This is a genomic window from Mesorhizobium sp. M4B.F.Ca.ET.214.01.1.1, assembly GCF_004791545.1.
In the GTDB taxonomy this organism is placed as follows: Bacteria; Pseudomonadota; Alphaproteobacteria; order Rhizobiales; family Rhizobiaceae; genus Mesorhizobium; species Mesorhizobium abyssinicae.
Window position 1 is genome coordinate 189,693 of record NZ_SRUX01000001.1, and the last position, 21,550, is coordinate 211,242.

The window sequence follows — 21,550 nt, forward strand, 5'->3', positions numbered from 1 at the left end:
CTCACTTGTAGATGAACCCGACAACGCCGTGATAGCGGCCGGCGGGTCTGTCGGTCTGCATGGTGCCGTAGACGCGATTGACGCGGCCAAGGAACATGCCTGCGCCGTCGCTCGGGGCGTTGAAATTGTCGTCCGGCTTGGCAAGTTCGTTGCGTGCGACCGGCTTGGCCAGATAGGGCGTGATGATGATGACGAGCTCGCTCTCGTTGCGGACGAAGTCGCGGCTGCGGAAGAGCGTGCCGAGCACCGGGATCTTGGTCAGGCCGGGCAAGCCGTTGACGGCCTGCCTGACGTCGTCGCGGACGAGGCCGGCGATCATCATCGACCCGCCGGACGGCAGTTCCACCGTCGTATCCGCCAGGCGCTTGCGCAGCGACAGCGCATTCATGCCCTGGCTCCTTCCGCCGGCCGACAGCGACACCGATCCCTCCGTGGTCGGCTCCGATACGGAGGTCCTGACCTTCAGGCTGATGCGGCCGGGCGACAGCACCACCGGCTGGAATTCCAGGCCGATGCCGTATTCGATCTTCTCGATCGAATAGGTTCTGTTGCCCGTCTGGTTGTCGGTCGAAACGTTGGCGCTGACGCTGTTGACCATGTTGTACTCGCCGCCGACCTTGAAGGTCGCCTTCTCGCCGGACACGGCGGTCAGCGTCGGCTCGGCCAGGGTCTTCATGACGCCGGCCTGTTCCATGGCGTTGATGTAGGCCTGGATCGCCGAGGTGCCGACGTTGAAGCCCGAGTTCGAGATCGGCTTGCCGAGGCCGCTGAACGTATCGCCCAGCGCGCCCCAGGAAATGCCGTTGCTGCCGCCGCTGCCGACCATGTTGACGCCGAGCTGCTTCATCACCGAGCGGCTGACCTCGGCCACGGTCACCTTCAGCGTCACCTGGTCGTCGCCGATGATCTGCAGCAGGTTGACGATCTTCGAGACGCGGCGTTCCTGGTCGGGGTTGTTGATGTCGACGCCGCCATTGGCCGATCCGCCGGCGGCGGTCTGCGAATACTGGCCGGTCGTGGCTTCACCGCCGGACACGAAGATGGTCGCCAGGTCGACGGCGCGCTTGGCGTCGAGAGGCGTGTCCACGGTTCCGGTCAGAACGACGTTGTCGTTCAGCAGTTCGACCTTGATCTCGGACGTCGGCAGGAAGCGCTTGAGGTAGTCCTCCAGCCCGGCGACGTCGCGTTCGACCGCCAGATCGAGGCTGACGATCTGCTCGCCATTGGGGCCGAAGACAAAAATGTTGGTCTCGCCCACGGCCTTGCCGAACAGATAGATGCGCCGCGCGGTGCGGGTGACCGCATCGGCGACCGCGGGATTGGCGACCAGGATGTCATAGGCATCGCTCGGCAGGTCGATGACCACCGACTTGTTGAGACCGAGCTTGACGCGTTGTGTGGCGGTGGACGCCGACACCTGGGCGTTCCGGTTCGCGGCCTTCGCCTCGACCATGCCGGGCGCGTTGGTGCCGAGCAGGAACAGGCCGATCGCCGCTGCCGCCATGAAGGGCAGTTTACCCTTTAGCCTCATTTCCTTGCTCCCACTTCGGAAACTTCGCCCGACTTGATCATCCGCACCGTGCCGCGCCGGCCGTTGCCGGAAACGAGATAGTCGGCCTCGCCCAGATTCTTTTCGTGAGCGTCCGTGATCGGACGCAGCGCCAGGGTCAGGCGATCGGCCATCTGCTGCGCGACCGTGATGATTTCGGCCTGCTGCGGCGACAGCTCAAGCGTGGCGGTCTGACCGACCCTGGTCTTCTTGCCTTCCTCATCCTCCTGGATGGTCTGGTCGATCGCCAGGACGCGGATGTTCTTCAGGATGGTCTCGGTGGTGAACCCGCTGCCGCCTGCTCCGGTGTCGGAACGGCGGGTCATGATCACGTCGACGAAATCATTGGGGAGGATGAAGCCGCCGGCCGATGTGTCGGCCGATATCGCGGTGGCGACGGCGCGCATGCCGCTGGGCAGGATCGACGACATGAAGCTCTGGCCCTCGCCGATCAGCTTGGAGCGCCTGAGCGGCTCGCCCGTGTACATCGCCACGCGGGCAACGGAGCCCTTCAGCTTGTCCACGGCATCGGGCTCCGCGGCGCGGGTGATGAAATTCGCGTTGATGCCGTCGGCCGGCCACGACTCCCAGCTGATGTTGTTCTCCAGCGGGCTGCCCATGGCGACATCGCCGGACAGGACGAGCACGTCCTGCAGCGCGATGGCCGGCGCCTGGGGGCTATCGACGACGACCCGGGGCGGCGGAACCGCCACCATGTTCTTCGCGACATAACCCGCGCCGCCCGCCGCGGCCACCGCCACGCTCAGTATTATAAGTCGGGATGCTGGCATCTGTCCGAACCCTCGCCTATGGCAAACCACCTAGCCAGGGCGGACTTTGCAGCCGCAATCGTCAAAACAAGGTTAATGCAATGCTTACGATCGTGATTAATTTAAGGTTTACATAAATTAGAACGAACCGCCCTCCGGGATGCGAAAAGGGCGGCCAAGCCGCCCAGTCCAAAACCGGATAACTCGTACGCGCGATGGCAAGAGGGCTAGGCGGCCAGCCTTTCCAGCGCCCATACCATCAGCGGAGAATCCGGAAAGACGATCAGACCGCCGATGCCCAGCGCGATGCCGTAGGGAACGCCGGTCGTCTGGTCGGCGAAATGGCGCAGGAAGGGATTGTGCCCGGTAAAGTCCGCCAGTGCCGATTTCCGGTAAGCAAGGATGGCGACCGTCAGCAGCCCGCCGATGAAGGTCGAAATCACCAGGTATTCGACAAGATGGATGTTGAAGCCCATCCACAGCGCGGTGGCGGCCAGCAACTTGGCATCGCCGCCGCCCATGCCGCCGAGCGCGAACAGGCCAAAGGTCACGGCCAGCACCAGGAAGCCCGCCGCGAAATGCCAGCCATAGGCGGCCCAATCCATCCCCGTCAGCGGCGCCACCAAGGCAAAGACCACCACCAGCAGCACCGACACGCGATTGGCGATCGTCATCGACAGCATGTCGGAGATCGCGGCAAACAGCATGCAGAACGGAAAGACGACGAAGATGAGGGCTTCAAGCATGGGCGCGGTGCCTGCGGTCGAGTTCTAGCCAGTGCAGCCTAGGCATGTTCGATTAACGATTGATGAGGCGGGCCAGTCAAAATCGCCCGGCTTGATGAAAACGTGAATGACGAAAAAAGGGCCGCCAGAAGAGGCGGCCCTTTCGCTTGAAGAAGCTAATTCGCTTCAGGTATCAGGAACCTTCAACCTTGTTGGCGATGGCGTCGAACTTGTTGTTCAGCGCATTGCCGAGGGCGCCGGCGCCGACCATGATGGCGAGCGCGATGAGAGCGGCGATCAAGCCATATTCGATGGCGGTCGCACCGGACTCGTTCTTCACAAAACGTGCAATGAGGTTAGACATTCGAGAGCTCCTACTCCACGTGTTACAGCACTTCCGTCAACTTCTCTTGCCGGTTGATCGGATGCTGCCAATCTAGGGAGAAGGCCTTTCGATCGGCTTAATAAACAGCCTTACCGATTCCTTTCCGGTCTCGAACCCGTTGCTTGGTTAACCGTCAGCTAAAGTACCGGCGGGCCGCCTTGCCGCCCGCAAAGCAGCGGCAGAGGCGGATTCCCGGCGACTGTCGCAGGGAGGGCCATCGCCCGCCGTGACAGGCAATCCAACCCCGACCTTAATCGCCCTGACCAGGGGCTTAACCGTTGGTTCACCAATCTCGTTCATGTTCCGTTGAACAGTTTGCCGCCTTGGAGCGTCCAGATGACCGGGTTGAGATCGTCGTTTCCAGTTGCCGTGCTTGTCGCCGCCGCTGCCTTCGTCCTGCCGGCCAAGGCTGGGCCCGGCATCGAAGTCACCATGAACCAGGCCAAGATCGTCAAGCTGTCCCGTTCGGCCGACACCATCGTCATCGGCAATCCGGCGATTGCAGACGCCTCCGTGCAGGATGCCTCGACCATCGTGCTGACCGGCAAGGGATTCGGCGTCACCAATCTGGTCGTCCTCGACCAGGACGGCAGCCCGATCATCGACGAACAGGTCACCGTCGTGCGGCAGGATGCATCCTCGGTCAGAATCTACAGGCGCTCCGAAATCCAGACCATGTCCTGCACCCCGTATTGCGAAAGCTCCTACAAGAGCGACAGCGAGAAGGCCTCGGAAGCCGAGATGAGCGCCGGCCACTGAGCTGCCGGCCTTTTCGGCGACTACGGTTAGCGGCCGGCTAACGGCGCTTCGACGAATTTAACGGTCATCCAAACCGGGCTTCAATGGGTTTTCGTTAATGTCCCGGCCGACATCACAAGGATCGGCAGGGAGAGGGCATGAACAGGAAGCGAGCGCCCGAAGACGACAATCGCGGCAACGGGTGGACACGGCTCCGCGCCCGCTTTCTTGGTGATCGGCGCGGCAGCACGGCGATGGAATTCGCGATGCTTGCCTTGCCTTTCGCCCTCCTCGTCTTCGCCATCCTCGAAAGCTGCATTTCATTTGCCGGCCAGGAAGTGATGGCCAACATCACCGACGACATCGCCCGCAAGTTGCGCACCGGCCAGCTGAGGCCGGCCGACGTGAGCGGCACCAAGTTGCAGGACATGATCTGCGCCAAGCTGGAAATCATCGTCGCCAACAAGTGCCCGGGACTATCCGTGGACTTGCGCGAATATGCGACCTTCGCGGACGCCGCTACGGCGAGCTACAAGATCGTGAACAACCAGATCGTGCTGACTCAAGGCGCGAACTCGACGGCTTTCGGCGTGTCGCCCGGGCTGGCGGAAACGAAGAACATGTTGCGCGTCTTCTACAAATGGCCGGTCATGACCGACTTCATGTCCAAGTCGATGACCAATATGACCGACGGCACCGCGCTGCACTTCGCGTCCGTGACGTGGCAGAACGAGCCGTTCGACAACTGAGATTGCGGGCATGCTTCGGCAAAACGGGGGTAAGGGCATGTATCGTGCGGGGGCACATCGGGGAATTTTGGCGGCCTGGACGAGAGCGAAAGGCTTTCTCGCCGATCGCCGCGGCATCGCGGCGATCGAGTTTGCCTTCATCGTGCCGCTGCTGCTCGTCATGTATTTCGTGACCATGGAGGCCTCGCAGGCCATCGAGACCAGCAAGAAAGTCAGCCGCATCGGCAGCATGGTGGCGGACCTCGTCACCCAGCAGAACACCATCACCAAGGCCGATCTCGATGCGATCATGAAGATCGGCAACTCGACCCTGAAGCCCTACAACCGGTCGGATCCCAAGATCGTCATCACGGCGATAGAGGTCACCACCGATACAACGCCTAAGGTGCAGGTCGTCTGGTCGCGCAAGCTGCTCAACGGGGCCACCAGCCCCGATGCCGCGAAGACCAGCACCACCACGATTCCCACCGCGCTCAACGTCAAGGGCACCTTCCTCATCCGCGTCGAGAGCGACCTCGCCTATGAGCCGATCATCACCTGGGCGGCGGACAGCAAGGAGCGGCTTGGACTGACCTCGGCTTTCAGCCACATTTCGATGAGCGAGACCTACTATCTGCGGCCGCGCCGGAGCACGACGATCCCCTGCGGCGACTGCTGAGAAATTCCCTGCAGCTTGGGGCGTGACCGCTTTGCCTGGAGTTATTGCCCGCCCTCTTTGCCCGACACCATGCGCACGATCGCAGCCGCCATCGCATAGTCCTTTTGCGAGGCGACGGTGAAGCCGCCCGAATGCGTCGTCTCCAGAAGATCGTAGACTTCCGGCGTCATCGATTTCAGGTTGGTGAGAAACACGGTGAGCCGGCGCTTGGCCTCGGGATCGAGATCGCTGCGCACGGCATGCGGGCCGTATCTGAGCAGGCCTGACGTCCACACGATCCGCAGCGCCGCCTTCGAAACACCCGCCGCCTCAAGCCGCGCCATCGTGCCGTTCGGATCGGCCGGCTGGTCGCCCGTGTCGGCCGGCTGGCCTGCCGGAAGGGCCGGCGGACTGTCGGCCGCGGCCGGATTGCCATCCGCCAGCGCCGTTTCCCAGCCGAACAAAGCATCGGCCTCCCCGTCGACCAGCATTGCCTCGGCGGCTGCGGCCGTGCCGGCATGCAGCAGATAGGGTGAATCCTCGCTGATCCCGACGCCTGTCGCCGTCAGGCCGGCGAGCGGCAAAAGCGAGCCGCCGACGCTGTCGGCAGGCGCCATGGCGATGCGATGGCCCGGCATGGCCGCGAGATCCGACACCTTGCCGTCGCGCGTCACAAGGAGCGAGCGGATGCCGGCGGCGCCATCGGTATCGACCGGCGCCACCAGCGGCTCGACGCAGCCGCAACGCTCGGACGCCGTCGCATAGGCGACGGCCGAATAGACGGCATACTGGATGCGTCCCTCCACCTGCGCCTCGATCAGCGCCCGGTAGTCGCGGGCGACGACAAACTCGACCTTCATGCCGAGTGCCTTGGTGTAGGCGTCGGTGAGCAGCGCCAGGCCGGGAACGGTGTTGCCGGCTCCAGGTTCGGCGACGATGCCGACGCGGAATGTGCCGATGTCGTCGCGCCAATCGGCGCTGGCCGTATCCGGCCAGGACGCGGCCAGCAATGCCAAAGCAGCCATGCAGGCAGGCCTTGCCGAAAATCCGCCGCGCCTTCCCATCCCTGCCCCGCCCGTACCGGCATCCCGTCTCGCCCGACTATCGCGCCGAGCGGTTGCCGTTTGGTTTCCGAATTGCCAATGGCGATGCGGAACCCTATGTCTGGAGCCGCAGACAGGCAACAATGACCCCTTTGATGGCGCGCGCTTTCCTCTTTGTCCTCGACTCGTTCGGCATCGGCGGCGCCGCCGACGCCGAACGCTATGGCGATGCCGGCGCCGACACGTTCGGTCACATCGCGCTCGCCTGCGCCGAGGGGCGCGCGGATCGCGAGGGCCTGCGCAAGGGACCGCTCGCCCTGCCCAACATGGTCTCGCTTGGGCTGGCGGGCGCGGCGGAAACCGCGACGGGGTTCCGCTTCGGCAATGGCGGCACGGCGCCGATCGCGGCGGCTTTCCATGGCGCGGCGCAAGAAGTGTCGAGCGGCAAGGACACGCCGTCCGGCCACTGGGAGATAGCCGGCCTGCCGGTGCGTTTCGACTGGGGCTATTTCCCGCAGACGGTGCCCGCCTTTCCGGCCGAACTGACCGAGGCGATGATCAGCGAGGGAAAGGTGCCCGGCATTCTGGGCGATTGCCACGCGGGAGGAATCGAGATCATCGAGCGGTTCGGCGAGGAGCATATCCGGACCGGCAAGCCGATCTGCTACACCTCGGTCGATTCCGTGCTGCAGATCGCCGCCCACGAAACGCATTTCGGCCTCGAACGGCTCTACGAATTCTGCAAGACGGTGCGCAGGCTGGCCGATCCGCTGAACATCGGCCGGGTAATCGCGCGGCCTTTTGTCGGGGAAACCGTCGCCACCTTCGAGCGGACATATAACCGCCGCGACTATGCCGTGCCGCCACCCGAACCGACGCTGCTCGACCGGCTGACGGGGCGCGGCAGCAAGGTCATCGCGGTCGGCAAGATCGGCGACATCTTCGCGCATCGCGGCATCTCGGAGGTGCGCAAGGCAGCCGGCAACATGGCGATGTTCGACAAGGCGCTCGGCGCGATGGACGATGCCGGCGACGGCGACCTGGTGTTTGCCAATTTCGTCGATTTCGACACCGAGTTCGGCCACCGGCGCGATGTCGCCGGCTATGCCGCGGCGCTGGAGGCGTTCGATCGGCGCCTGCCCGAAGCGCTGGCGAAACTGCGGCAAGGCGACCTGCTCATCCTCACCGCCGACCATGGCAACGATCCGACCTGGCGCGGCACCGACCATACGCGCGAACGCATCCCGGTGATCGGCACCGGACCGGGGCTGGCAGGCGGCGACATCGGCCTCAGGCCAACCTTCGCCGATATCGGCGAGACCGTCGCCGAGCATCTCGGGCTGGCGCCCGGCCGTCACGGCACCTCCTTTCTTGGAGCAATCGGCGGTCATGCCCGAACTGCCTGAGGTCGAAACCGTCCGGCGCGGGCTGCAGCCGGTCCTGGAAGGCGCTCGCCTGGTCAGGGTCGAGGCGCGCCGGCCCGATCTCAGGTTTCCATTTCCCGCGCGTTTCTCCGAACGGCTGACCGGCAAGACCATCACCGCGCTCGGCCGTCGCGCCAAATACCTGACCATGCAGTTGGATGGCGGCCCGGTGCTGATCTGCCATCTCGGCATGTCGGGCTCGTTCCGCATCGAAGCCGCCGATGGCAACGAGACGCCAGGCACCTTTCATCACGAGCGGTCGAAGAGCTCCACGCACGACCATGTCGTTTTCGATGTCGAGACGGCCGCGGGCGCCCGCTCGCGCGTGATCTTCAATGATCCGCGCCGTTTCGGCTTCATGCTGTTTGCCGAAGGTGTGCCCGATACCCATCCGATGCTGACCGGCCTGGGCGTCGAGCCGACAGGCAATGCGCTGGACGGCGCCCTGCTCGCCTCGCTGCTCAAGGGCCGCAGATCGCCGTTGAAGGCAGCGCTTCTCGACCAGCGGCTGATCGCCGGGCTCGGCAATATCTATGTGTCCGAAGCGTTGTGGCGCGCCGGCCTGTCGCCGCTGCGCGAAGCAGGCACCATCGCCAAGGCCGGCAAGAAGGCCAGCGAGCAGGCCGAACGGCTGGCCGAGGCGATCCGGTCGGTCATCGCCGATGCGATCGCCGCCGGCGGATCGTCGCTGCGCGACTATGTGCAGACCGATGGGTCGCTCGGCTATTTCCAGCATTCCTTCGCCGTCTACGACCGCGAAGGCGAGCCATGCCCGAAGCCTGGCTGCGGCGGCCACATCGAGCGTATCGTGCAGAGCGGCCGCTCGACCTTCTATTGCCGGACCTGTCAGCGGTGAGCTAGACCGATCTCCTCAATCGGAACGAGGAGGCGATGCCATGACCTATGAAACCATCATCGTGGAGACGCGCGGCAAGGTCGGGCTGATCACGCTGAACCGGCCGAAGGCGCTCAATGCGCTGAACACCGAGGTCATGAGAGAAGCGGTCGAGGCGGTGAACGGGTTCGGCGCCGACCCCGGCATCGGCGCGATCGTCATCACCGGTTCCGAGAAGGCCTTCGCCGCGGGCGCCGACATCAAGCAGATGCAGTCGATCGCCTTCGTCGATGCCTACACGCAGGACTTCTTCGTCGGCTGGGAGGAGCTTACGCGCGTGCGAAAGCCGATCATCGCGGCGGTCGCGGGTTACGCCCTTGGCGGCGGCTGCGAACTGGCAATGATGTGCGATTTCATCATCGCCGCGGACACCGCAAGGTTCGGCCAGCCCGAGATCACGCTCGGCGTGATGCCCGGCATGGGCGGATCGCAGCGGCTGACCCGGTTCGTCGGCAAGTCGAAGGCCATGGATATGTGCCTGACGGGGCGGATGATGGATGCGGCGGAGGCAGAGCGCTGCGGGCTGGTCTCGCGAGTCGTGCCCGCCGGCGACCTCGTCGAGGAGGCGCTGAAGGCCGCGGCAAAGATAGCGGAATTCTCGCTGCCCTCGGTGATGATGACGAAAGAGGCCGTCAACCGGGCCTATGAGACGACGCTTGCGGAGGGTTTGCGGTTCGAGCGGCGGCTGTTCCATTCGCTGTTTGCGCTGGACGACCAGAAGGAAGGCATGGCGGCCTTCGCCGAGAAGCGGAAGCCCAATTTCACCAATCGATAAGATGGCCGGGCGCCAGCCTCAAAAAGAAGGCAAAGCGGCGTTGACGCGCCGGAAAAGCTGAACTATAAGCCGCACCAACCGAGGCGGCCTGTGGCTGCCCGTTTGTTTTTTGCGCCCTGCGATACTGCTGGCGCCCACCAGATCAGAAGAGAGGCATCATGGCCAATACCTCCTCGGCCAAAAAGGCAACGCGCAAGATCGCCCGCCGCGCCGCGATCAACAAGAACCGCCGCTCGCGCGTCCGCACCTATGTGCGCCAGGTCGAAGAGGCGCTGGCCTCGGGCGACAAGGCCGCGGCACTCGCCGCCTTCAAGGCCGCCGAGCCGGAATTGATGCGCGCCGCGACCAAGGGCGTGATCCACAAGAACACGGCATCGCGCAAGGTTTCGCGGCTGGCGCACCGGGTCAAGGTACTGACCGCCTGATACGCCTACCCTAGACTAGCGTTCTTCGAACCCGGCGGATGACGCCGGGTTTTTTCGTTTGCCGGCAAGTACTTAAAAAGAACGCCCGGAGATCGCATCCGGGCTGGATTTCAAAATCCAGATTGTTTTGCCGGCATATACATGCGCACTGATATTCCGTTATGTCGAAAGCGGGTGCGCACCCAGATTCAGCTGTCAGAAATTATCCATACATTTCAGTCACTTGCAGACGGTGATCCACAGCTTGTTCACATCGAGTTCGAGCTGCGGGGGACAAGTAGCTGTCAAGCGAATTATTTCAGAAAATTTCCTGCCGGGTGGCCTTTTTCATATTCGCCGGAAAAGGGTTTGAATCACAATGGCTTTGTCAAAATATGCCGTTGCGGCACCTGTTGCAGACCCGCCTCCGCTAACCAGATTCGTTAAAAATCCGTTAGTCGTGGCCTTGCCCTATCCACAGCGATTTCGGTAATGTCCATCCATCGAAGGGACGGGCTCTTGGCCCCCAAACCCAGCCTGAATTGGCCACCACAAAATGGCAGAATTCATGACGTGGAGCAATTCCGCGAACGGGTTTGATTTGTCTTTTCGATGCGGGTAGGGGACTGGCGTAATTTTTACATGGCAGGTCGATGGCGCGCCGGCGTTTTCGCCGGGCGGTAGAGCTTTGCCTTGTTCAGAAAAACGACCCGGCTTGCAAGGGCCGGGACCGGTCCCTTGTGTAGAACGAGGCGGCATTCACCACCAGCGGCGGTGGCAGTGTCGCAGCGAAGATACGGTCGCCGGAAACATGGATGCAGGAGGCGCATCCCCGGCGGAAAACAGGTACAAACAGGCAAGGAACGCGGTCATGCAGAGCGGCATCGAAAGGGAGCTAACGAGCGAACTCCCATTTCAAGCAACTTTTGTCGGAGGGGGCGACATGGTGGCATCCAGCGACGCGGAACAGAAGTTCGAGCGGGTCAAGACCCAGCTGAAGGCGCGCTTGGGAGCCGAGGTCTATTCTAGCTGGTTCGGCCGGATGAAGGTCGCCGAGGCGTCCCGGGGCATTGTCCGCATCTCGGTGCCCACGGCCTTCCTGCGGTCGTGGATCAACGGCCACTATCTCGATCTGATCGCCGAACTGTGGAAGCACGAGGATCCCGAGGTCCTGAAGATCGAGATCGTGGTGCGCACCGCCACGCGCCAGACGCGCAATGGCGTCGAGCCGGAAGTGGCGCCGGCACGCAAGATGACCAGGCAGACGCAAACGGCGCTCGCGGCAGGCACCGCCGGATCAGGCAGGGTGGAGCGGGCACCGGCGCCGCGCCAGGGCGCGCCCGCCGAAACGGAGTTCCGGCACAATGTGCTGGGGTCGCCGCTCGATCCGCGCTACACGTTCAATTCCTTCATCGAAGGCCCGTCGAACCGGGTGGCTTTCGCCGCGGCAAAGGCGGTGGCGGAATCGCAGTCGAGTGCGGTGCGCTTCAACCCGCTGTTCCTTCATGCCACGGTCGGTCTCGGCAAGACGCATCTTCTGCAGGCGATCGCGGCGGAATCGCTGATGCACAACCCGAAATCGCGCGTCGTCTATCTGACGGCCGAGTATTTCATGTGGCGCTTCGCTACCGCGATCCGCGACAACAACGCGCTGACGCTCAAGGAGCAGCTACGCGACATCGACCTGCTGATCATCGACGATATGCAGTTCCTGCAGGGCAAGTCGATCCAGCATGAATTCTGCCATCTCATCAACATGCTGCTCGACAGCGCCAAGCAGGTGGTGGTCGCCGCCGACCGGCCGCCGTCGGAGCTGGAATCGCTGGAGCCGCGCGTCCGCTCGCGCCTCAATGGCGGCGTGGCGCTGGAAATGTCGGCGCCGGACTTCGCCATGCGGCTCGGCATGCTGAAGCTGCGTCTTGCGACGGCCAAGGTCGACGACACCTCGCTCGATATTTCGGAGGAGATCCTCAACCATGTCGCGCGCACGGTGACGGGCAGCGGGCGCGAGCTGGAGGGCGCCTTCAACCAGCTCCTGTTCAGGCAGTCCTTCGAGCCGCAGATCAGCATCGACCGCATCGATGAGATCCTCGGCCACATCTATCGCTCGGGCGAGCCGAAGCGGGTGCGCATCGAGGACATCCAGCGCATCGTGGCGCGTCACTACAATGTGTCGAAGACCGAGCTTCTGTCCAACCGGCGCACGCGCACCATCGTCAAACCGCGGCAGGTCGCCATGTACCTGTCGAAGGTGATGACGCCGCGTTCGCTGCCGGAGATCGGACGGCGGTTCGGCGGCCGCGATCATACGACGGTGCTGCACGCGGTGCGCAAGATCGAGGACCTTTCGGGCGCGGACAACACGCTGGCGCAGGAACTGGAACTCTTGCGAAGGCTGATCAACGACCAGGCTTGAGCGCCCGGGAAAAGCCGGATCGGGGACTTCGCCGGCTTTATCCCCAGAAAGCCCGCGCAACCGGTCCTAACCGGTGGCGCGGGCTTGCGTTTGCAGGCTTTTTCCTGTCAGCTTAAGCAGATTCTGAGCCTGTTCAGACCTTTCGCGGGGCGCCGCTCGCCGGAGACCCGCTCATCCATTCAAGCGAGCCTGTTTCGTCATGCGTGTTATCCTGGAACGGTCAAATCTCCTGAAGTCGCTCAACCATGTCCACCGCGTGGTCGAGCGGCGCAACACCATACCGATCCTGTCCAACGTGCTGCTCAGCGCCGAGGGCGCCAGCCTCGAGATGAAGGCGACCGACCTCGATCTGGAAGTGACCGAAGCGACGCCCGCCAAGGTCGAGCGCGGCGGAGCGACGACCGTTCCGGCGCATCTGCTCTACGACATCGTGCGCAAGCTCGCCGACGGGGCGGAGGTGATGCTGAAGACCGACGAGGACGGCAATGCGATGACCGTCACCTCGGGCCGTTCGAGCTTCCGTCTGCAGTGCCTGCCGCAGTCCGATTTCCCGGAGCTTTCGGCCGGTTCCTTCTCGCACATCTTCCGGCTCGATTCGCTTGACCTGAAAGGCCTGATCGAAAAGACGCAATTTGCCATCTCCACCGAGGAGACGCGCTACTACCTCAACGGCATCTACCTGCACACGCATGAAGCCGGCGGCAAGCTGAAGCTGCGCTCGGTGGCGACCGACGGCCACCGCCTGGCGCGCGCCGAGATCGACGCGCCGGCAGGGTCCGAAGGCATGCCGGGCATCATCATCCCGCGCAAGACGGTGAGCGAGCTGCAGAAGCTGGTCGACGACCCGGATGTGGCCGTGACCACCGAACTTTCCGACACCAAGATCCGCTTCACCATCGGCAGCGTGGTTCTGACCTCGAAGCTGATCGACGGCACCTTCCCGGACTATCAACGCGTCATTCCGACCGGCAACGACAAGAAGCTGATCATCGACCGGCAGAGCTTCGCCGCGGCCGTCGACCGCGTCTCGACCATTTCGTCGGAGCGCGGCCGGGCGGTGAAACTGTCGATCGCCGAGGGCCAGCTGACGCTGGCCGTCAACAATCCGGATTCCGGCAGCGCCACCGAGGAACTGGCCGCCGACTATTCGGCCGATCCGATCGAGATCGGCTTCAACGCCAAGTACCTGCTCGACGTCGCCGCGCAGCTCACCGGCACGGAGGCTAAATTCATGCTCGCCGACGCCGGCTCGCCGACGCTGATCCACGACATGGCCGACGAGACCGCGCTCTACGTGCTGATGCCGATGCGGGTCTAGAGCATGATGCCAAAGAGTGTGATGCGGTTTTCGGATGACATCATGCTCTATCTCTTTGATTTGGAGCCGGATGCAGATTTCAGGTCGATTCGACCTGAAATCATCCGGCTCTAGGCCGCCAACGAGGCGATTTTGCTGCCGTGACCGCAGGTGCAACACAGCTCCAGCAGCAAACGCATATAAGTAAGCTTACACTTACGAATTTCCGCAACTATGCGGCGCTATCCATCGGCCTGTCGCCCGGGGCGGTGGTGCTGTCCGGCGACAATGGCGCCGGCAAGACCAATCTGCTGGAAGCGATCTCGCTGCTGACGCCCGGGCGCGGACTGCGCCGCGCGCCCTATGCCGACCTGGCGCGTGAAGGCGGCGATGGCGGTTTTGCGCTGCACGCCCGCATCGAAGGGCCGGAAGGCCAGGCCGAGATCGGCACCGGCATTGCGGGCGGCGACAGCGGCGAGAGCGGCAGACGGGTGCGGATCAATGGCGCCGCGGCGCGGTCGTCCGAGGATATGCTGGAGTGGCTGCGTGTCGTCTGGCTGACGCCGGCGATGGACGGCCTGTTCCCCGGGCCGGCGGCCGACCGCCGGCGCTTCCTCGACCGGCTGGTGCTGGCGATCGATCCCGGCCACGGCCAGCGCGCGCTCGACTACGAGAAGGCGATGCGCGGACGTAATCGCCTGCTTACGGAAGGATCTCGCGACGGCAGCTGGTTCAATGCCATCGAGACGCAGATGGCCGAGACCGGCGTGGCGATCGCGGCGGCCCGCGCCGAGCTGGCGCGCCTGCTTGCCGCGATGATCGAGAGGCTGCCGTCCAGCGGACCGTTTCCGCAAGCCGACATCAGCCTCGACGGCGATTTGGAAAACGCGCTCGGCAGCGCGCCGGCGGTCGATGTCGAGGAGCGGTTTCGCCGCGCGCTGGCCGATGGCCGCGACCGCGACCGCGCCGCCGGCCGCACGCTGGACGGCCCGCATCGCTCCGATCTCGTAGTGCGGCACAGGCCCAAGGCAATGCCGGCCGAGCTTTGCTCGACCGGCGAGCAGAAGGCGCTCCTGGTCGGCATCGTGGTCTCGCATGCAAGGCTGACCGGCGAGATGTCGGGGATGACGCCGATCCTGCTGCTCGACGAAATCGCGGCGCATCTCGACGCCGGCCGGCGCGCCGCCCTGTTCTCGATCCTGGAGGAGCTGAACTGCCAGGCGTTCATGACCGGAACCGACGCGGCGCTGTTTTCCAGCCTCGAAGGCCGCGCGCAGTTCCTGACGGTCGACCACGGCAACGTTGGGCCAACGGAAGACCCCTGACAAGGTTTTTGCGCCACGATAAGGTCTGGCCATGACCACGCTTACCGACGAAGAACTCGAGCGCTACGCGCGCCACATCGTGCTGCCGGAGATCGGCGGCGCCGGCCAACAGAAACTGAAGCGGGCGCGGGTGCTGGTGATCGGCGCCGGCGGGCTCGGCGCCCCGGTGCTCGAATATCTCGCCGCCGCCGGCGTCGGCACGCTCGGCATCGCCGACGACGACACGGTCTCGCTGTCCAACCTGCAGAGGCAGGTGATCCACGGCACGGACGCGATCGGCATTGCCAAAACCGACAGCGCGTCCGCGGCGATCATGCGCATCAACCCCAATGTGGCGGTCGAGCCGCATCAGCTCAGGCTGACGGCGGAGAATGCCCCTGCCCTCGTCGCACGATACGACATCGTGGTCGACGGCTCCGACAATTTCGAGACGCGTTATGCGGTGGCCGATGCCTGCGCCGCGGAAGCCAAGCCCCTGGTGCACGCCGCCGTCGGCCGCTTCGACGGCTCGCTGACGGTTCTGAAACCGTTCGAGACCGGCGCCGACGGCAAGCCTAACCCCGGCTACCGCGACCTTTTCCCGGAAGCACCGCCGGAGGGACTGGTGCCGTCCTGCGCCGTCGCCGGCGTGGTCGGCGCGCTGACCGGTGTGATCGGAACGCTGCAGGCGATGGAGGCGATCAAGCTGATCACCGGCATCGGCGAGCCGCTGGTCGGCCGGCTTTTGCTTTACGACGCGCTCAGCGCGCGCTTCGACACGATCCGCTACAAGAGAGCCTGATCGCATGGACCGGCCGACAGGCGTCTTCGTCATGCAAATTCCACCCGATTTCGGGCAATGGGACGAGTTGCATTCGCTGATCATGCGCGCCTTTGCCTATATGGACGGCGTCATCGATCCGCCGTCCTCGGCGCATCTGCTGACCGCCGCAAAGCTCAAGGAAAAGGCAAAGCAGGAGACGGGTTTCCTGGCTCTGCAGGGTGCGAGGATCGTCGGCTGCATTTTCATGCTGGAAAGGCAGGACGATTTCTACATCGGCAAGCTCGCGGTCGAGCCGGACTTTCAGGGGCAAGGCATCGGCAGGCTGCTGATGCGGGCCGCCGAGGATATTGCTGTGAGCCGTGGCAAGGGCGCCATCGAACTGCAGACCCGCATCGAGCTCTCCGCAAATCACAGCGCCTTCGCCCGGCTGGGCTTTGGCGAGACCGAACGCACGGCGCATGAAGGCTACGATCGGCCGACGTCGATCACCATGCGCAAGGTGCTGCCATGAGCCTCGCCCTCAGCGCGGAAGAACAGGCGATCGCCGCCGGCAAGGACGGCGCCGCGATGGCGATGCGCATCGTCGCCGAAAGCGCCCGGCTGCTCGGCGCGCCGCGACTGATCCCGATTGCCTCGACGCATATCGACGGGGCGCTCTATCACGGCGATTCCGGCACGCTGTTCGCCGAGAGGCTGGTCGAGGGCGGCGCGCGCGTCGCCGTGCGCTCGACGCTCAATGTCGGCGCGCTCGACCTGATGGGCTGCGCGCGCATCCGCCTCGAGGAGCCGGCGCGCGGCATGGCGCGGCGGATGATGGAGGCCTATCGCAAGCTTGGCTGCGAGCAGAGCTGGACCTGCGCGCCTTACCAGGCCGGGCACAGGCCAGCGCTGGGCAGCGACGTCGCCTGGGGCGAATCGAACGCGGTGGTGTTCTGCAATTCGGTGCTGGGCGCGCGCACCAACCGCTATGGCGATTTCCTCGACATCGCCTGCGCCATTACCGGCCGAGCCCCGGACTACGGCCTGCATCGCCTCGAGAACAGGCGGGCGCGGCTGGTGTTCGATGTCTCCGGCCTCTCGCCTTCCTTCCTCGCATCGGAAATCGCCTGGCCGGTGCTTGGCAGCCTCTATGGTCGCGAGGTCGGCAACGCCGTCGGCGTCGTCACCGGCGTAGCCAAGCACCCCGGCGAGGATGCGCTCAAGGCATTCGGCGCCGCCGCGGCCTCGTCCGGCGCGGTCGGCCTGTTCCACATTGCCGGCGTGACGCCGGAAGCGCCCGATGCGAACACCATTCTCGCCGGCGCGACGCCGGAGACGGTGATCCGCGTCACGTCTGAAATGGCCGCGAAGGCCCGTGCCGGGCTGTCGACGGCGGCGGCATCGAAAACGATCGATGCGGTTGCAATCGGCAGCCCGCATCTGTCGCTCCCGGAATTCGACGCGCTGGAGCGGCTGATCGCCGGCCGCCGGCTCAGCGTGCCGATCTATGCCTGCACCGGCCGCCATGCGCTGTCCGGACTCGAGCAAAGCGGCCGGCGCAAGGCGCTCGAGGCAAGCGGGGTGATCATCGTTGCCGACACCTGCGTGGTGGTGACGCCGATCATGCCGGAGCTCAGCAACGGGGTGCTGATGACGAATTCGGGCAAGTTCGCGCACTACGCGCCGGGCAACACCGGCTACTCCGTGCTCTACGCCTCGCTGGCCGACTGCGTCGAAAGCGCCGTTCTTGGTAAGCCACGCTTTACGGATATCGCAGCATGAACGCCCGAGCCGAGATCCTGGTGCCCGGCAAGGGCGGCGAAGGCGAGGCGCTGGTGCTGACGGCGCCGATCAGCTTCTGGGGCGGCGTCGACCCGAAGAGCGGCCGCATCGCCGATGTCCGTCACCCACAGCATGGCGAGACGATTTCCGGCCGCGTGCTGTTCCTGCCGGGCACGATCGGCTCATCCTCGGCTTCGGCCGTGCTGATGGAGCTTGTCCACAACGGCCGGGCGCCGGCCGCACTGGTGCTGCACGAGCCGGACGCAATCCTCCTGCTTGGGCTGATCGTCGCCAGGGAAATGGGCTGGCAGACGCCGATGGCGGTCCAGCTCGCTCGAAACGTGTTCGAGACCTATTGCGGGCGCATTGTGAAAGTCGCTGCCGACGGCACCCTCGCCGTCTGAGCGCTCCGCAACCAGCTACGTCCTGAGCGGCAGCACGCGGTCCGGCGGGCGGTGGCCGTCGAAGAAGGCGCGGATGTTGATGATCACCTTCTCGCCCATGTCGATGCGGCCTTCGAGCGTCGCCGAGCCCATATGCGGCAGGAGCACCACCTTGCCCTTGGCGGCGAGCTTCAGCAGCTTGCTGTTCAGCGCCGGCTCGTGTTCGTAGACGTCGAGGCCGGCGCCGGCGATCTTGCCGTCATGGATCAGCTTGATCAGCGATTCCTCGTCGATGATGTCGCCGCGCGCGGTGTTGACGATGTAGGCCGACGGCTGCATCAGCGCCAGCCGCCGCGCCGAAAGCAGATGGAACGTCGCCGGCGTCGACGGGCAGTTGACCGAGATGATGTCCATGCGGGCCAGCATCTGGTCGAGGCTTTCCCAGTAGGTCGCTTCCAGCTCGTCCTCGACCGCCGGCAGCACGCGGTGGCGGTTGTGGTAGTGGATCGACAGGCCGAAGGCCTTGGCGCGCCTGGCAACCGCGGTGCCGATGCGGCCCATGCCGACGATGCCGAGCCGCTTGCCCCAGATACGGCGACCGAGCATCCAGGTCGGCGACCAGCCGGCCCATTTCTTGTCGCCGGTGAGCACGTTGGCGCCTTCCGCCAGCCTGCGCGGCACGGCCAGCATCAGCGCCATGGTCATGTCGGCCGTGTCCTCGGTCAGCACGTTCGGCGTGTTGGTGACGGTGATGCCCTTCTTCGCCGCCGCCGCGACGTCGATCTTGTCGACGCCGTTGCCGAAATTGGCGATCAGCTTGAGATTGTCGCCGGCCTGGGCGATCAGTGCCGCATCGATATGATCGGTGATCGTCGGCACCAGCACATCGGCTTCCTTGACCGCGGCGACCAGCTCCGGCTGCGTCATCGGCCGGTCCTCGACATTCAGCCGCGCGTCGAACAGCTCGCGCATGCGGGTTTCGACCGGGTCGGGCAGCTTGCGCGTGATGACGACGAGGGGCCGTTTTTTGCCTGCCATTTTATCCCCGAAGCTTCCTCGAAACCGATCTCGTTGAGACCTCTTTAACCAAGACAGGCGAAACTTGTAGCCAATCGCGGTATCCGCCCACTCCTGTAACAAGCGGTGCTGCCGAAGACAAAGAAAAAGGGGCGCCGGGGCCGACGGGCAGGCGCCGAAAGGAAACAAAGTGTCTGGTTTCGCGACGCTCCGCCTGGCTTTCAGCGCAGCAGTCCTCGGCGCTCTTCTTTACTCTCCGCAGCAAGTGTCGGCACAGGGCGCCGCCGCTCCCGGGCAGACGATCACGCTCGGACCGAGCGGCCTGCCGCTGCCGCGCTTCGTCAGCCTGAAATCGGGTCGCGTCAATTCGCGCGTCGGCCCCGGCGCCAACTATTCGGTCGACTGGATGTACATGAAGGCCGGCCTGCCGATGGAAATCATCCAGGAGTTCGACACCTGGCGGCGCGTGCGCGACGCCGACGGCTCGGAGGGCTGGATCAACCAGTCGCTGCTGTCGGGACGCCGCACGGCGATCGTCGCGCCCTGGCAGCGCGGCAAGGGCGGCCGAATCAACCTGCTCGACGACAAGGACAAGGACGCCGGCGTGGTGGCCATCGTCGAACCCGGCGTCATGGGCGCGATCAAGGCCTGCGACGGGCAATGGTGCGAGATGACCTTCGAGGGCCATACCGGCTGGCTGCCGCAGTCGGTCGTCTGGGGCGCCTATCCGGGCGAACGGGTCAAGAACTGATCCGGCCTGACACTAATCCGGCGTGACAGGCGCTTGGAGTTCGCGGCGTCCGATACGGCCGAGGTGGGTATCCTGAAAACCGCTGGGCAGCTTCAGGCCGTAGCCGAGCGCGCGGTCGATGGCGATGTGGGCGATCCAGATCAGCGCGACCGCTGTGGTCATCGAGCTGCCGAGGACGTGGCCGGCCAGCGCCAGGACGAGCGGGACAATCAGCATGTGCAGGGCGTTATAGGCGACGGCGCCGACACGCGGTCCCGCCAGGTACCCCAGCATCGACAGATCCGGCGCGAGGATGAGCAGCGCGAACAGCCACCAGGAAGCGCCAGTCATCGCATAGAGGACGACGGAAGCCGCCGCGGCGACCCACCATTCCAGCTTTACCGCGAGATCGAGAGGCCGCATCGCAAACGGATCAGTCGCGGCGCTTCGGGCGCAGCCTGACCACGATATCGACATTGGCGATTTCCATGCCCTGCGGAGGCTCCGGCAGGTTGGAGACAGTCACCGGGCCGCTGGCGATATCGAAGATCCTGTTCTCGCCTTCGATGTAGAAATGATGGTGGTCGGAGGTGTTGGTGTCGAAATAGGTCTTCGATCCCTCGACGGCGAGAATGCGCAGCAGACCCGCCTGGGTGAACTGGTGAAGGGCGTTGTAGACGGTGGCCAGCGACACCGGCACGCCGGCGGCGATCGCCTCCTCGTGCAGTTCCTCGGCCGAAAGATGGCGGTCGCCCTTGGCAAAAAGCAGATCGGCCAGCGCAACGCGCTGACGTGTCGGCCTCAGGCCGGCCTCGCGAACCCGCTTGTCCACAGCGACATTGTCCTTCCGGCTGCCCTGATCCATCTATCCCGTCGAAGCTCGCCCTTTCGGCCCAAAAACACGTCCAGAGTGGCGAAAAAACGTCCTCGGCCGAAACTGGACACGTTCCGACATATATTCTGTCGGCCGAATGCGATCAATAGAGCAAGACGCTTGTGCGCAGGCGCGCATTGACCCGGGCAGACGGGCAGGTTAAGCGCAAACGCCGGTTTCCGGCCTTGGAAAGATTGTGTTAGGAAGCCAACGACAAGGGCGCCCCACCGCCCGGGACGATCACGGGGACGAAATTCATGGCGGGTTCGAAGTCCAGCTACGAGTATGAAGAACTGCTTGCCTGCGCCCGCGGCGAGCTGTTCGGACCGGGCAACGCGCAGTTGCCCTACCCGCCGATGCTGATGTTCGACCGCATCACCGAGATCAGCGAGACCGGCGGCGCCTTCGACAAGGGCTTCATCCGCGCCGAGTTCGACATCAAGCCGGACCTTTGGTTCTTCGCCTGCCATTTCATCGGCAACCCGATCATGCCGGGCTGCCTCGGTCTCGACGCCATGTGGCAGCTGACCGGGTTCTATCTCGGCTGGCTCGGCGAGCCGGGCAAGGGCATGGCGCTGTCGACCGGCGAGGTGAAGTTCAAGGGCATGGTGACGCCGTCGGTCAAGAAGGTGGAATACGGCATCGACTTCAAGCGCGTGATGCGCGGGCGTCTGGTGCTCGGTATCGCCGATGGCTGGCTGAAGGCGGATGGCGAACCCATATACGCGGCGACGGATCTGAAAGTGGGTCTGTCCAAGCAATCGGCGGCGGCTTGACCGGCGCCACCACCGCGCCATGCACCCTTTGCATGCGGGACCGCATGGCGCTTTGATTTTGCGTATGATCGTTTGCGAATTCCGATCACGGTTTTCGACATCATGCGCCGGAAG

Annotated in this window: 24 protein-coding genes; 16 read left to right on the plus strand and 8 right to left on the minus strand. The window is 64.4% G+C overall.

All coding sequences use genetic code 11. From position 1 onward, the window contains the following. Position 1: 1 nt before the first annotated feature. The 4 genes from EN857_RS00865 to EN857_RS00880 form a co-directional block, all read right to left on the minus strand. A complete protein-coding gene (locus EN857_RS00865) occupies positions 2 to 1,531 on the minus strand; it encodes a type II and III secretion system protein family protein (RefSeq protein ID WP_135857571.1) in 1,530 nt (509 codons plus the stop codon). Beyond that, positions 1,528 to 2,340: a Flp pilus assembly protein CpaB gene (gene cpaB / locus EN857_RS00870; RefSeq protein WP_135857573.1), complete on the minus strand. Its 813-nt coding sequence runs from the start codon at positions 2,338 to 2,340 to the stop codon at positions 1,528 to 1,530. The genes EN857_RS00865 and cpaB overlap by 4 nt, the downstream gene beginning before the upstream one ends. 206 nt (positions 2,341 to 2,546) lie before the next feature. After that, positions 2,547 to 3,065 carry a prepilin peptidase gene (locus EN857_RS00875; RefSeq protein ID WP_127285905.1) on the minus strand — a complete coding sequence of 173 codons (519 nt, stop codon included), beginning with the start codon at positions 3,063 to 3,065 and terminating at the stop codon, positions 2,547 to 2,549. A gap of 172 nt (positions 3,066 to 3,237) precedes the next feature. After that, complete coding sequence (locus tag EN857_RS00880) at positions 3,238 to 3,408, minus strand: Flp family type IVb pilin (protein ID WP_127285906.1); 171 nt, start codon at positions 3,406 to 3,408, stop codon at positions 3,238 to 3,240. Positions 3,409 to 3,765: 357 nt separating this feature from the next. Between EN857_RS00880 and EN857_RS00885 the strand changes: the two genes are divergently transcribed. From EN857_RS00885 to EN857_RS00895, 3 genes are all read left to right on the plus strand, one after another. Then, positions 3,766 to 4,188, plus strand: coding sequence for a pilus assembly protein N-terminal domain-containing protein (locus EN857_RS00885; RefSeq protein WP_127285907.1), 423 nt, complete (start codon positions 3,766 to 3,768; stop codon positions 4,186 to 4,188). Between the two features lie 137 nt (positions 4,189 to 4,325). Continuing rightward, a complete protein-coding gene (locus EN857_RS00890) occupies positions 4,326 to 4,916 on the plus strand; it encodes a TadE/TadG family type IV pilus assembly protein (RefSeq protein WP_127285908.1) in 591 nt (196 codons plus the stop codon). Between the two features lie 37 nt (positions 4,917 to 4,953). Then, entirely contained in the window at positions 4,954 to 5,574 is a 621-nt protein-coding gene (locus EN857_RS00895; protein WP_135857575.1) for a TadE/TadG family type IV pilus assembly protein, read from the plus strand. A gap of 41 nt (positions 5,575 to 5,615) precedes the next feature. Here EN857_RS00895 and EN857_RS00900 read toward each other — a convergent pair whose 3' ends face one another. Next, positions 5,616 to 6,578 carry a PhnD/SsuA/transferrin family substrate-binding protein gene (locus tag EN857_RS00900; RefSeq protein ID WP_135857577.1) on the minus strand — a complete coding sequence of 321 codons (963 nt, stop codon included), beginning with the start codon at positions 6,576 to 6,578 and terminating at the stop codon, positions 5,616 to 5,618. A 173-nt stretch (positions 6,579 to 6,751) separates the two neighbouring features. On the opposite strand from EN857_RS00900, the gene EN857_RS00905 reads away from it, so the two are divergent. The 11 genes from EN857_RS00905 to EN857_RS00955 all read left to right on the plus strand — a co-directional run bounded on the left by EN857_RS00905 (position 6,752) and on the right by EN857_RS00955 (position 18,060). Further along, complete coding sequence (locus EN857_RS00905; protein WP_135857954.1) at positions 6,752 to 8,002, plus strand: phosphopentomutase; 1,251 nt, start codon at positions 6,752 to 6,754, stop codon at positions 8,000 to 8,002. Then, positions 7,986 to 8,876, plus strand: coding sequence for a bifunctional DNA-formamidopyrimidine glycosylase/DNA-(apurinic or apyrimidinic site) lyase (gene mutM / locus EN857_RS00910; RefSeq protein WP_135857580.1), 891 nt, complete (start codon positions 7,986 to 7,988; stop codon positions 8,874 to 8,876). The genes EN857_RS00905 and mutM overlap by 17 nt, the downstream gene beginning before the upstream one ends. Before the next feature lie 40 nt (positions 8,877 to 8,916). Beyond that, entirely contained in the window at positions 8,917 to 9,690 is a 774-nt protein-coding gene (locus EN857_RS00915; protein WP_127285913.1) for an enoyl-CoA hydratase, read from the plus strand. A gap of 158 nt (positions 9,691 to 9,848) precedes the next feature. Next, complete coding sequence (gene rpsT / locus EN857_RS00920) at positions 9,849 to 10,115, plus strand: 30S ribosomal protein S20 (protein ID WP_127285914.1); 267 nt, start codon at positions 9,849 to 9,851, stop codon at positions 10,113 to 10,115. Positions 10,116 to 11,037: 922 nt separating this feature from the next. Beyond that, a complete protein-coding gene (dnaA, locus tag EN857_RS00925; RefSeq protein WP_245493350.1) occupies positions 11,038 to 12,510 on the plus strand; it encodes a chromosomal replication initiator protein DnaA in 1,473 nt (490 codons plus the stop codon). A gap of 199 nt (positions 12,511 to 12,709) precedes the next feature. After that, entirely contained in the window at positions 12,710 to 13,828 is a 1,119-nt protein-coding gene (dnaN, locus tag EN857_RS00930; RefSeq protein ID WP_127287223.1) for a DNA polymerase III subunit beta, read from the plus strand. 140 nt (positions 13,829 to 13,968) lie between these two features. Continuing rightward, entirely contained in the window at positions 13,969 to 15,132 is a 1,164-nt protein-coding gene (gene recF, locus EN857_RS00935) for a DNA replication/repair protein RecF (RefSeq protein ID WP_135857583.1), read from the plus strand. Positions 15,133 to 15,163: 31 nt separating this feature from the next. Next, positions 15,164 to 15,913: a molybdopterin-synthase adenylyltransferase MoeB gene (locus tag EN857_RS00940; RefSeq protein ID WP_135857585.1), complete on the plus strand. Its 750-nt coding sequence runs from the start codon at positions 15,164 to 15,166 to the stop codon at positions 15,911 to 15,913. 4 nt (positions 15,914 to 15,917) lie between these two features. Further along, a complete protein-coding gene (locus EN857_RS00945; protein ID WP_135857587.1) occupies positions 15,918 to 16,406 on the plus strand; it encodes a GNAT family N-acetyltransferase in 489 nt (162 codons plus the stop codon). Next, on the plus strand, positions 16,403 to 17,656 hold the full coding sequence (locus EN857_RS00950) for an aconitase X catalytic domain-containing protein (RefSeq protein ID WP_135857589.1): 1,254 nt from the start codon (positions 16,403 to 16,405) through the stop codon (positions 17,654 to 17,656). The genes EN857_RS00945 and EN857_RS00950 overlap by 4 nt, the downstream gene beginning before the upstream one ends. After that, entirely contained in the window at positions 17,653 to 18,060 is a 408-nt protein-coding gene (locus EN857_RS00955; RefSeq protein WP_135857592.1) for a DUF126 domain-containing protein, read from the plus strand. The genes EN857_RS00950 and EN857_RS00955 overlap by 4 nt, the downstream gene beginning before the upstream one ends. A gap of 15 nt (positions 18,061 to 18,075) precedes the next feature. Here the strand turns inward: EN857_RS00955 and EN857_RS00960 are convergent, their stop codons facing one another. Next, entirely contained in the window at positions 18,076 to 19,077 is a 1,002-nt protein-coding gene (locus EN857_RS00960; protein ID WP_127286510.1) for a D-glycerate dehydrogenase, read from the minus strand. A gap of 169 nt (positions 19,078 to 19,246) precedes the next feature. On the opposite strand from EN857_RS00960, the gene EN857_RS00965 reads away from it, so the two are divergent. Continuing rightward, positions 19,247 to 19,807, plus strand: a complete 561-nt coding sequence (locus tag EN857_RS00965) for an SH3 domain-containing protein (RefSeq protein WP_127286511.1) — start codon at positions 19,247 to 19,249, stop codon at positions 19,805 to 19,807. Positions 19,808 to 19,819: 12 nt separating this feature from the next. Here EN857_RS00965 and EN857_RS00970 read toward each other — a convergent pair whose 3' ends face one another. Both EN857_RS00970 and irrA read right to left on the minus strand, forming a co-directional pair. Then, complete coding sequence (locus EN857_RS00970) at positions 19,820 to 20,209, minus strand: DUF4260 domain-containing protein (protein WP_135857593.1); 390 nt, start codon at positions 20,207 to 20,209, stop codon at positions 19,820 to 19,822. A gap of 10 nt (positions 20,210 to 20,219) precedes the next feature. Next, entirely contained in the window at positions 20,220 to 20,651 is a 432-nt protein-coding gene (gene irrA / locus EN857_RS00975; RefSeq protein ID WP_127390836.1) for an iron response transcriptional regulator IrrA, read from the minus strand. Between the two features lie 266 nt (positions 20,652 to 20,917). Between irrA and fabA the strand changes: the two genes are divergently transcribed. Next, the gene (fabA, locus tag EN857_RS00980; RefSeq protein ID WP_127390837.1) at positions 20,918 to 21,436 is read left to right on the plus strand and encodes a 3-hydroxyacyl-[acyl-carrier-protein] dehydratase FabA; all 519 of its coding nucleotides are present in this window, start codon (positions 20,918 to 20,920) and stop codon (positions 21,434 to 21,436) included. The last annotated feature ends 114 nt before the right edge of the window (positions 21,437 to 21,550 follow it).

Bases quoted from the DNA above. Each gene is read 5' to 3' on its own strand.
- EN857_RS00865 (WP_135857571.1), bottom strand. From the start codon at position 1,531: ATGAGGCTAAAGGGTAAACTGCCCTTCATGGCGGCAGCGGCGATCGGC.
- cpaB (WP_135857573.1), bottom strand. From the start codon at position 2,340: ATGCCAGCATCCCGACTTATAATACTGAGCGTGGCGGTGGCCGCGGCG.
- EN857_RS00875 (WP_127285905.1), bottom strand. From the start codon at position 3,065: ATGCTTGAAGCCCTCATCTTCGTCGTCTTTCCGTTCTGCATGCTGTTT.
- EN857_RS00880 (WP_127285906.1), bottom strand. From the start codon at position 3,408: ATGTCTAACCTCATTGCACGTTTTGTGAAGAACGAGTCCGGTGCGACC.
- EN857_RS00885 (WP_127285907.1), top strand. From the start codon at position 3,766: ATGACCGGGTTGAGATCGTCGTTTCCAGTTGCCGTGCTTGTCGCCGCC.
- EN857_RS00890 (WP_127285908.1), top strand. From the start codon at position 4,326: ATGAACAGGAAGCGAGCGCCCGAAGACGACAATCGCGGCAACGGGTGG.
- EN857_RS00895 (WP_135857575.1), top strand. From the start codon at position 4,954: ATGTATCGTGCGGGGGCACATCGGGGAATTTTGGCGGCCTGGACGAGA.
- EN857_RS00900 (WP_135857577.1), bottom strand. From the start codon at position 6,578: ATGGCTGCTTTGGCATTGCTGGCCGCGTCCTGGCCGGATACGGCCAGC.
- EN857_RS00905 (WP_135857954.1), top strand. From the start codon at position 6,752: ATGGCGCGCGCTTTCCTCTTTGTCCTCGACTCGTTCGGCATCGGCGGC.
- mutM (WP_135857580.1), top strand. From the start codon at position 7,986: ATGCCCGAACTGCCTGAGGTCGAAACCGTCCGGCGCGGGCTGCAGCCG.
- EN857_RS00915 (WP_127285913.1), top strand. From the start codon at position 8,917: ATGACCTATGAAACCATCATCGTGGAGACGCGCGGCAAGGTCGGGCTG.
- rpsT (WP_127285914.1), top strand. From the start codon at position 9,849: ATGGCCAATACCTCCTCGGCCAAAAAGGCAACGCGCAAGATCGCCCGC.
- dnaA (WP_245493350.1), top strand. From the start codon at position 11,038: ATGGTGGCATCCAGCGACGCGGAACAGAAGTTCGAGCGGGTCAAGACC.
- dnaN (WP_127287223.1), top strand. From the start codon at position 12,710: ATGCGTGTTATCCTGGAACGGTCAAATCTCCTGAAGTCGCTCAACCAT.
- EN857_RS00940 (WP_135857585.1), top strand. From the start codon at position 15,164: ATGACCACGCTTACCGACGAAGAACTCGAGCGCTACGCGCGCCACATC.
- EN857_RS00945 (WP_135857587.1), top strand. From the start codon at position 15,918: ATGGACCGGCCGACAGGCGTCTTCGTCATGCAAATTCCACCCGATTTC.
- EN857_RS00950 (WP_135857589.1), top strand. From the start codon at position 16,403: ATGAGCCTCGCCCTCAGCGCGGAAGAACAGGCGATCGCCGCCGGCAAG.
- EN857_RS00955 (WP_135857592.1), top strand. From the start codon at position 17,653: ATGAACGCCCGAGCCGAGATCCTGGTGCCCGGCAAGGGCGGCGAAGGC.
- EN857_RS00960 (WP_127286510.1), bottom strand. From the start codon at position 19,077: ATGGCAGGCAAAAAACGGCCCCTCGTCGTCATCACGCGCAAGCTGCCC.
- EN857_RS00970 (WP_135857593.1), bottom strand. From the start codon at position 20,209: ATGCGGCCTCTCGATCTCGCGGTAAAGCTGGAATGGTGGGTCGCCGCG.
- irrA (WP_127390836.1), bottom strand. From the start codon at position 20,651: ATGGATCAGGGCAGCCGGAAGGACAATGTCGCTGTGGACAAGCGGGTT.
- fabA (WP_127390837.1), top strand. From the start codon at position 20,918: ATGGCGGGTTCGAAGTCCAGCTACGAGTATGAAGAACTGCTTGCCTGC.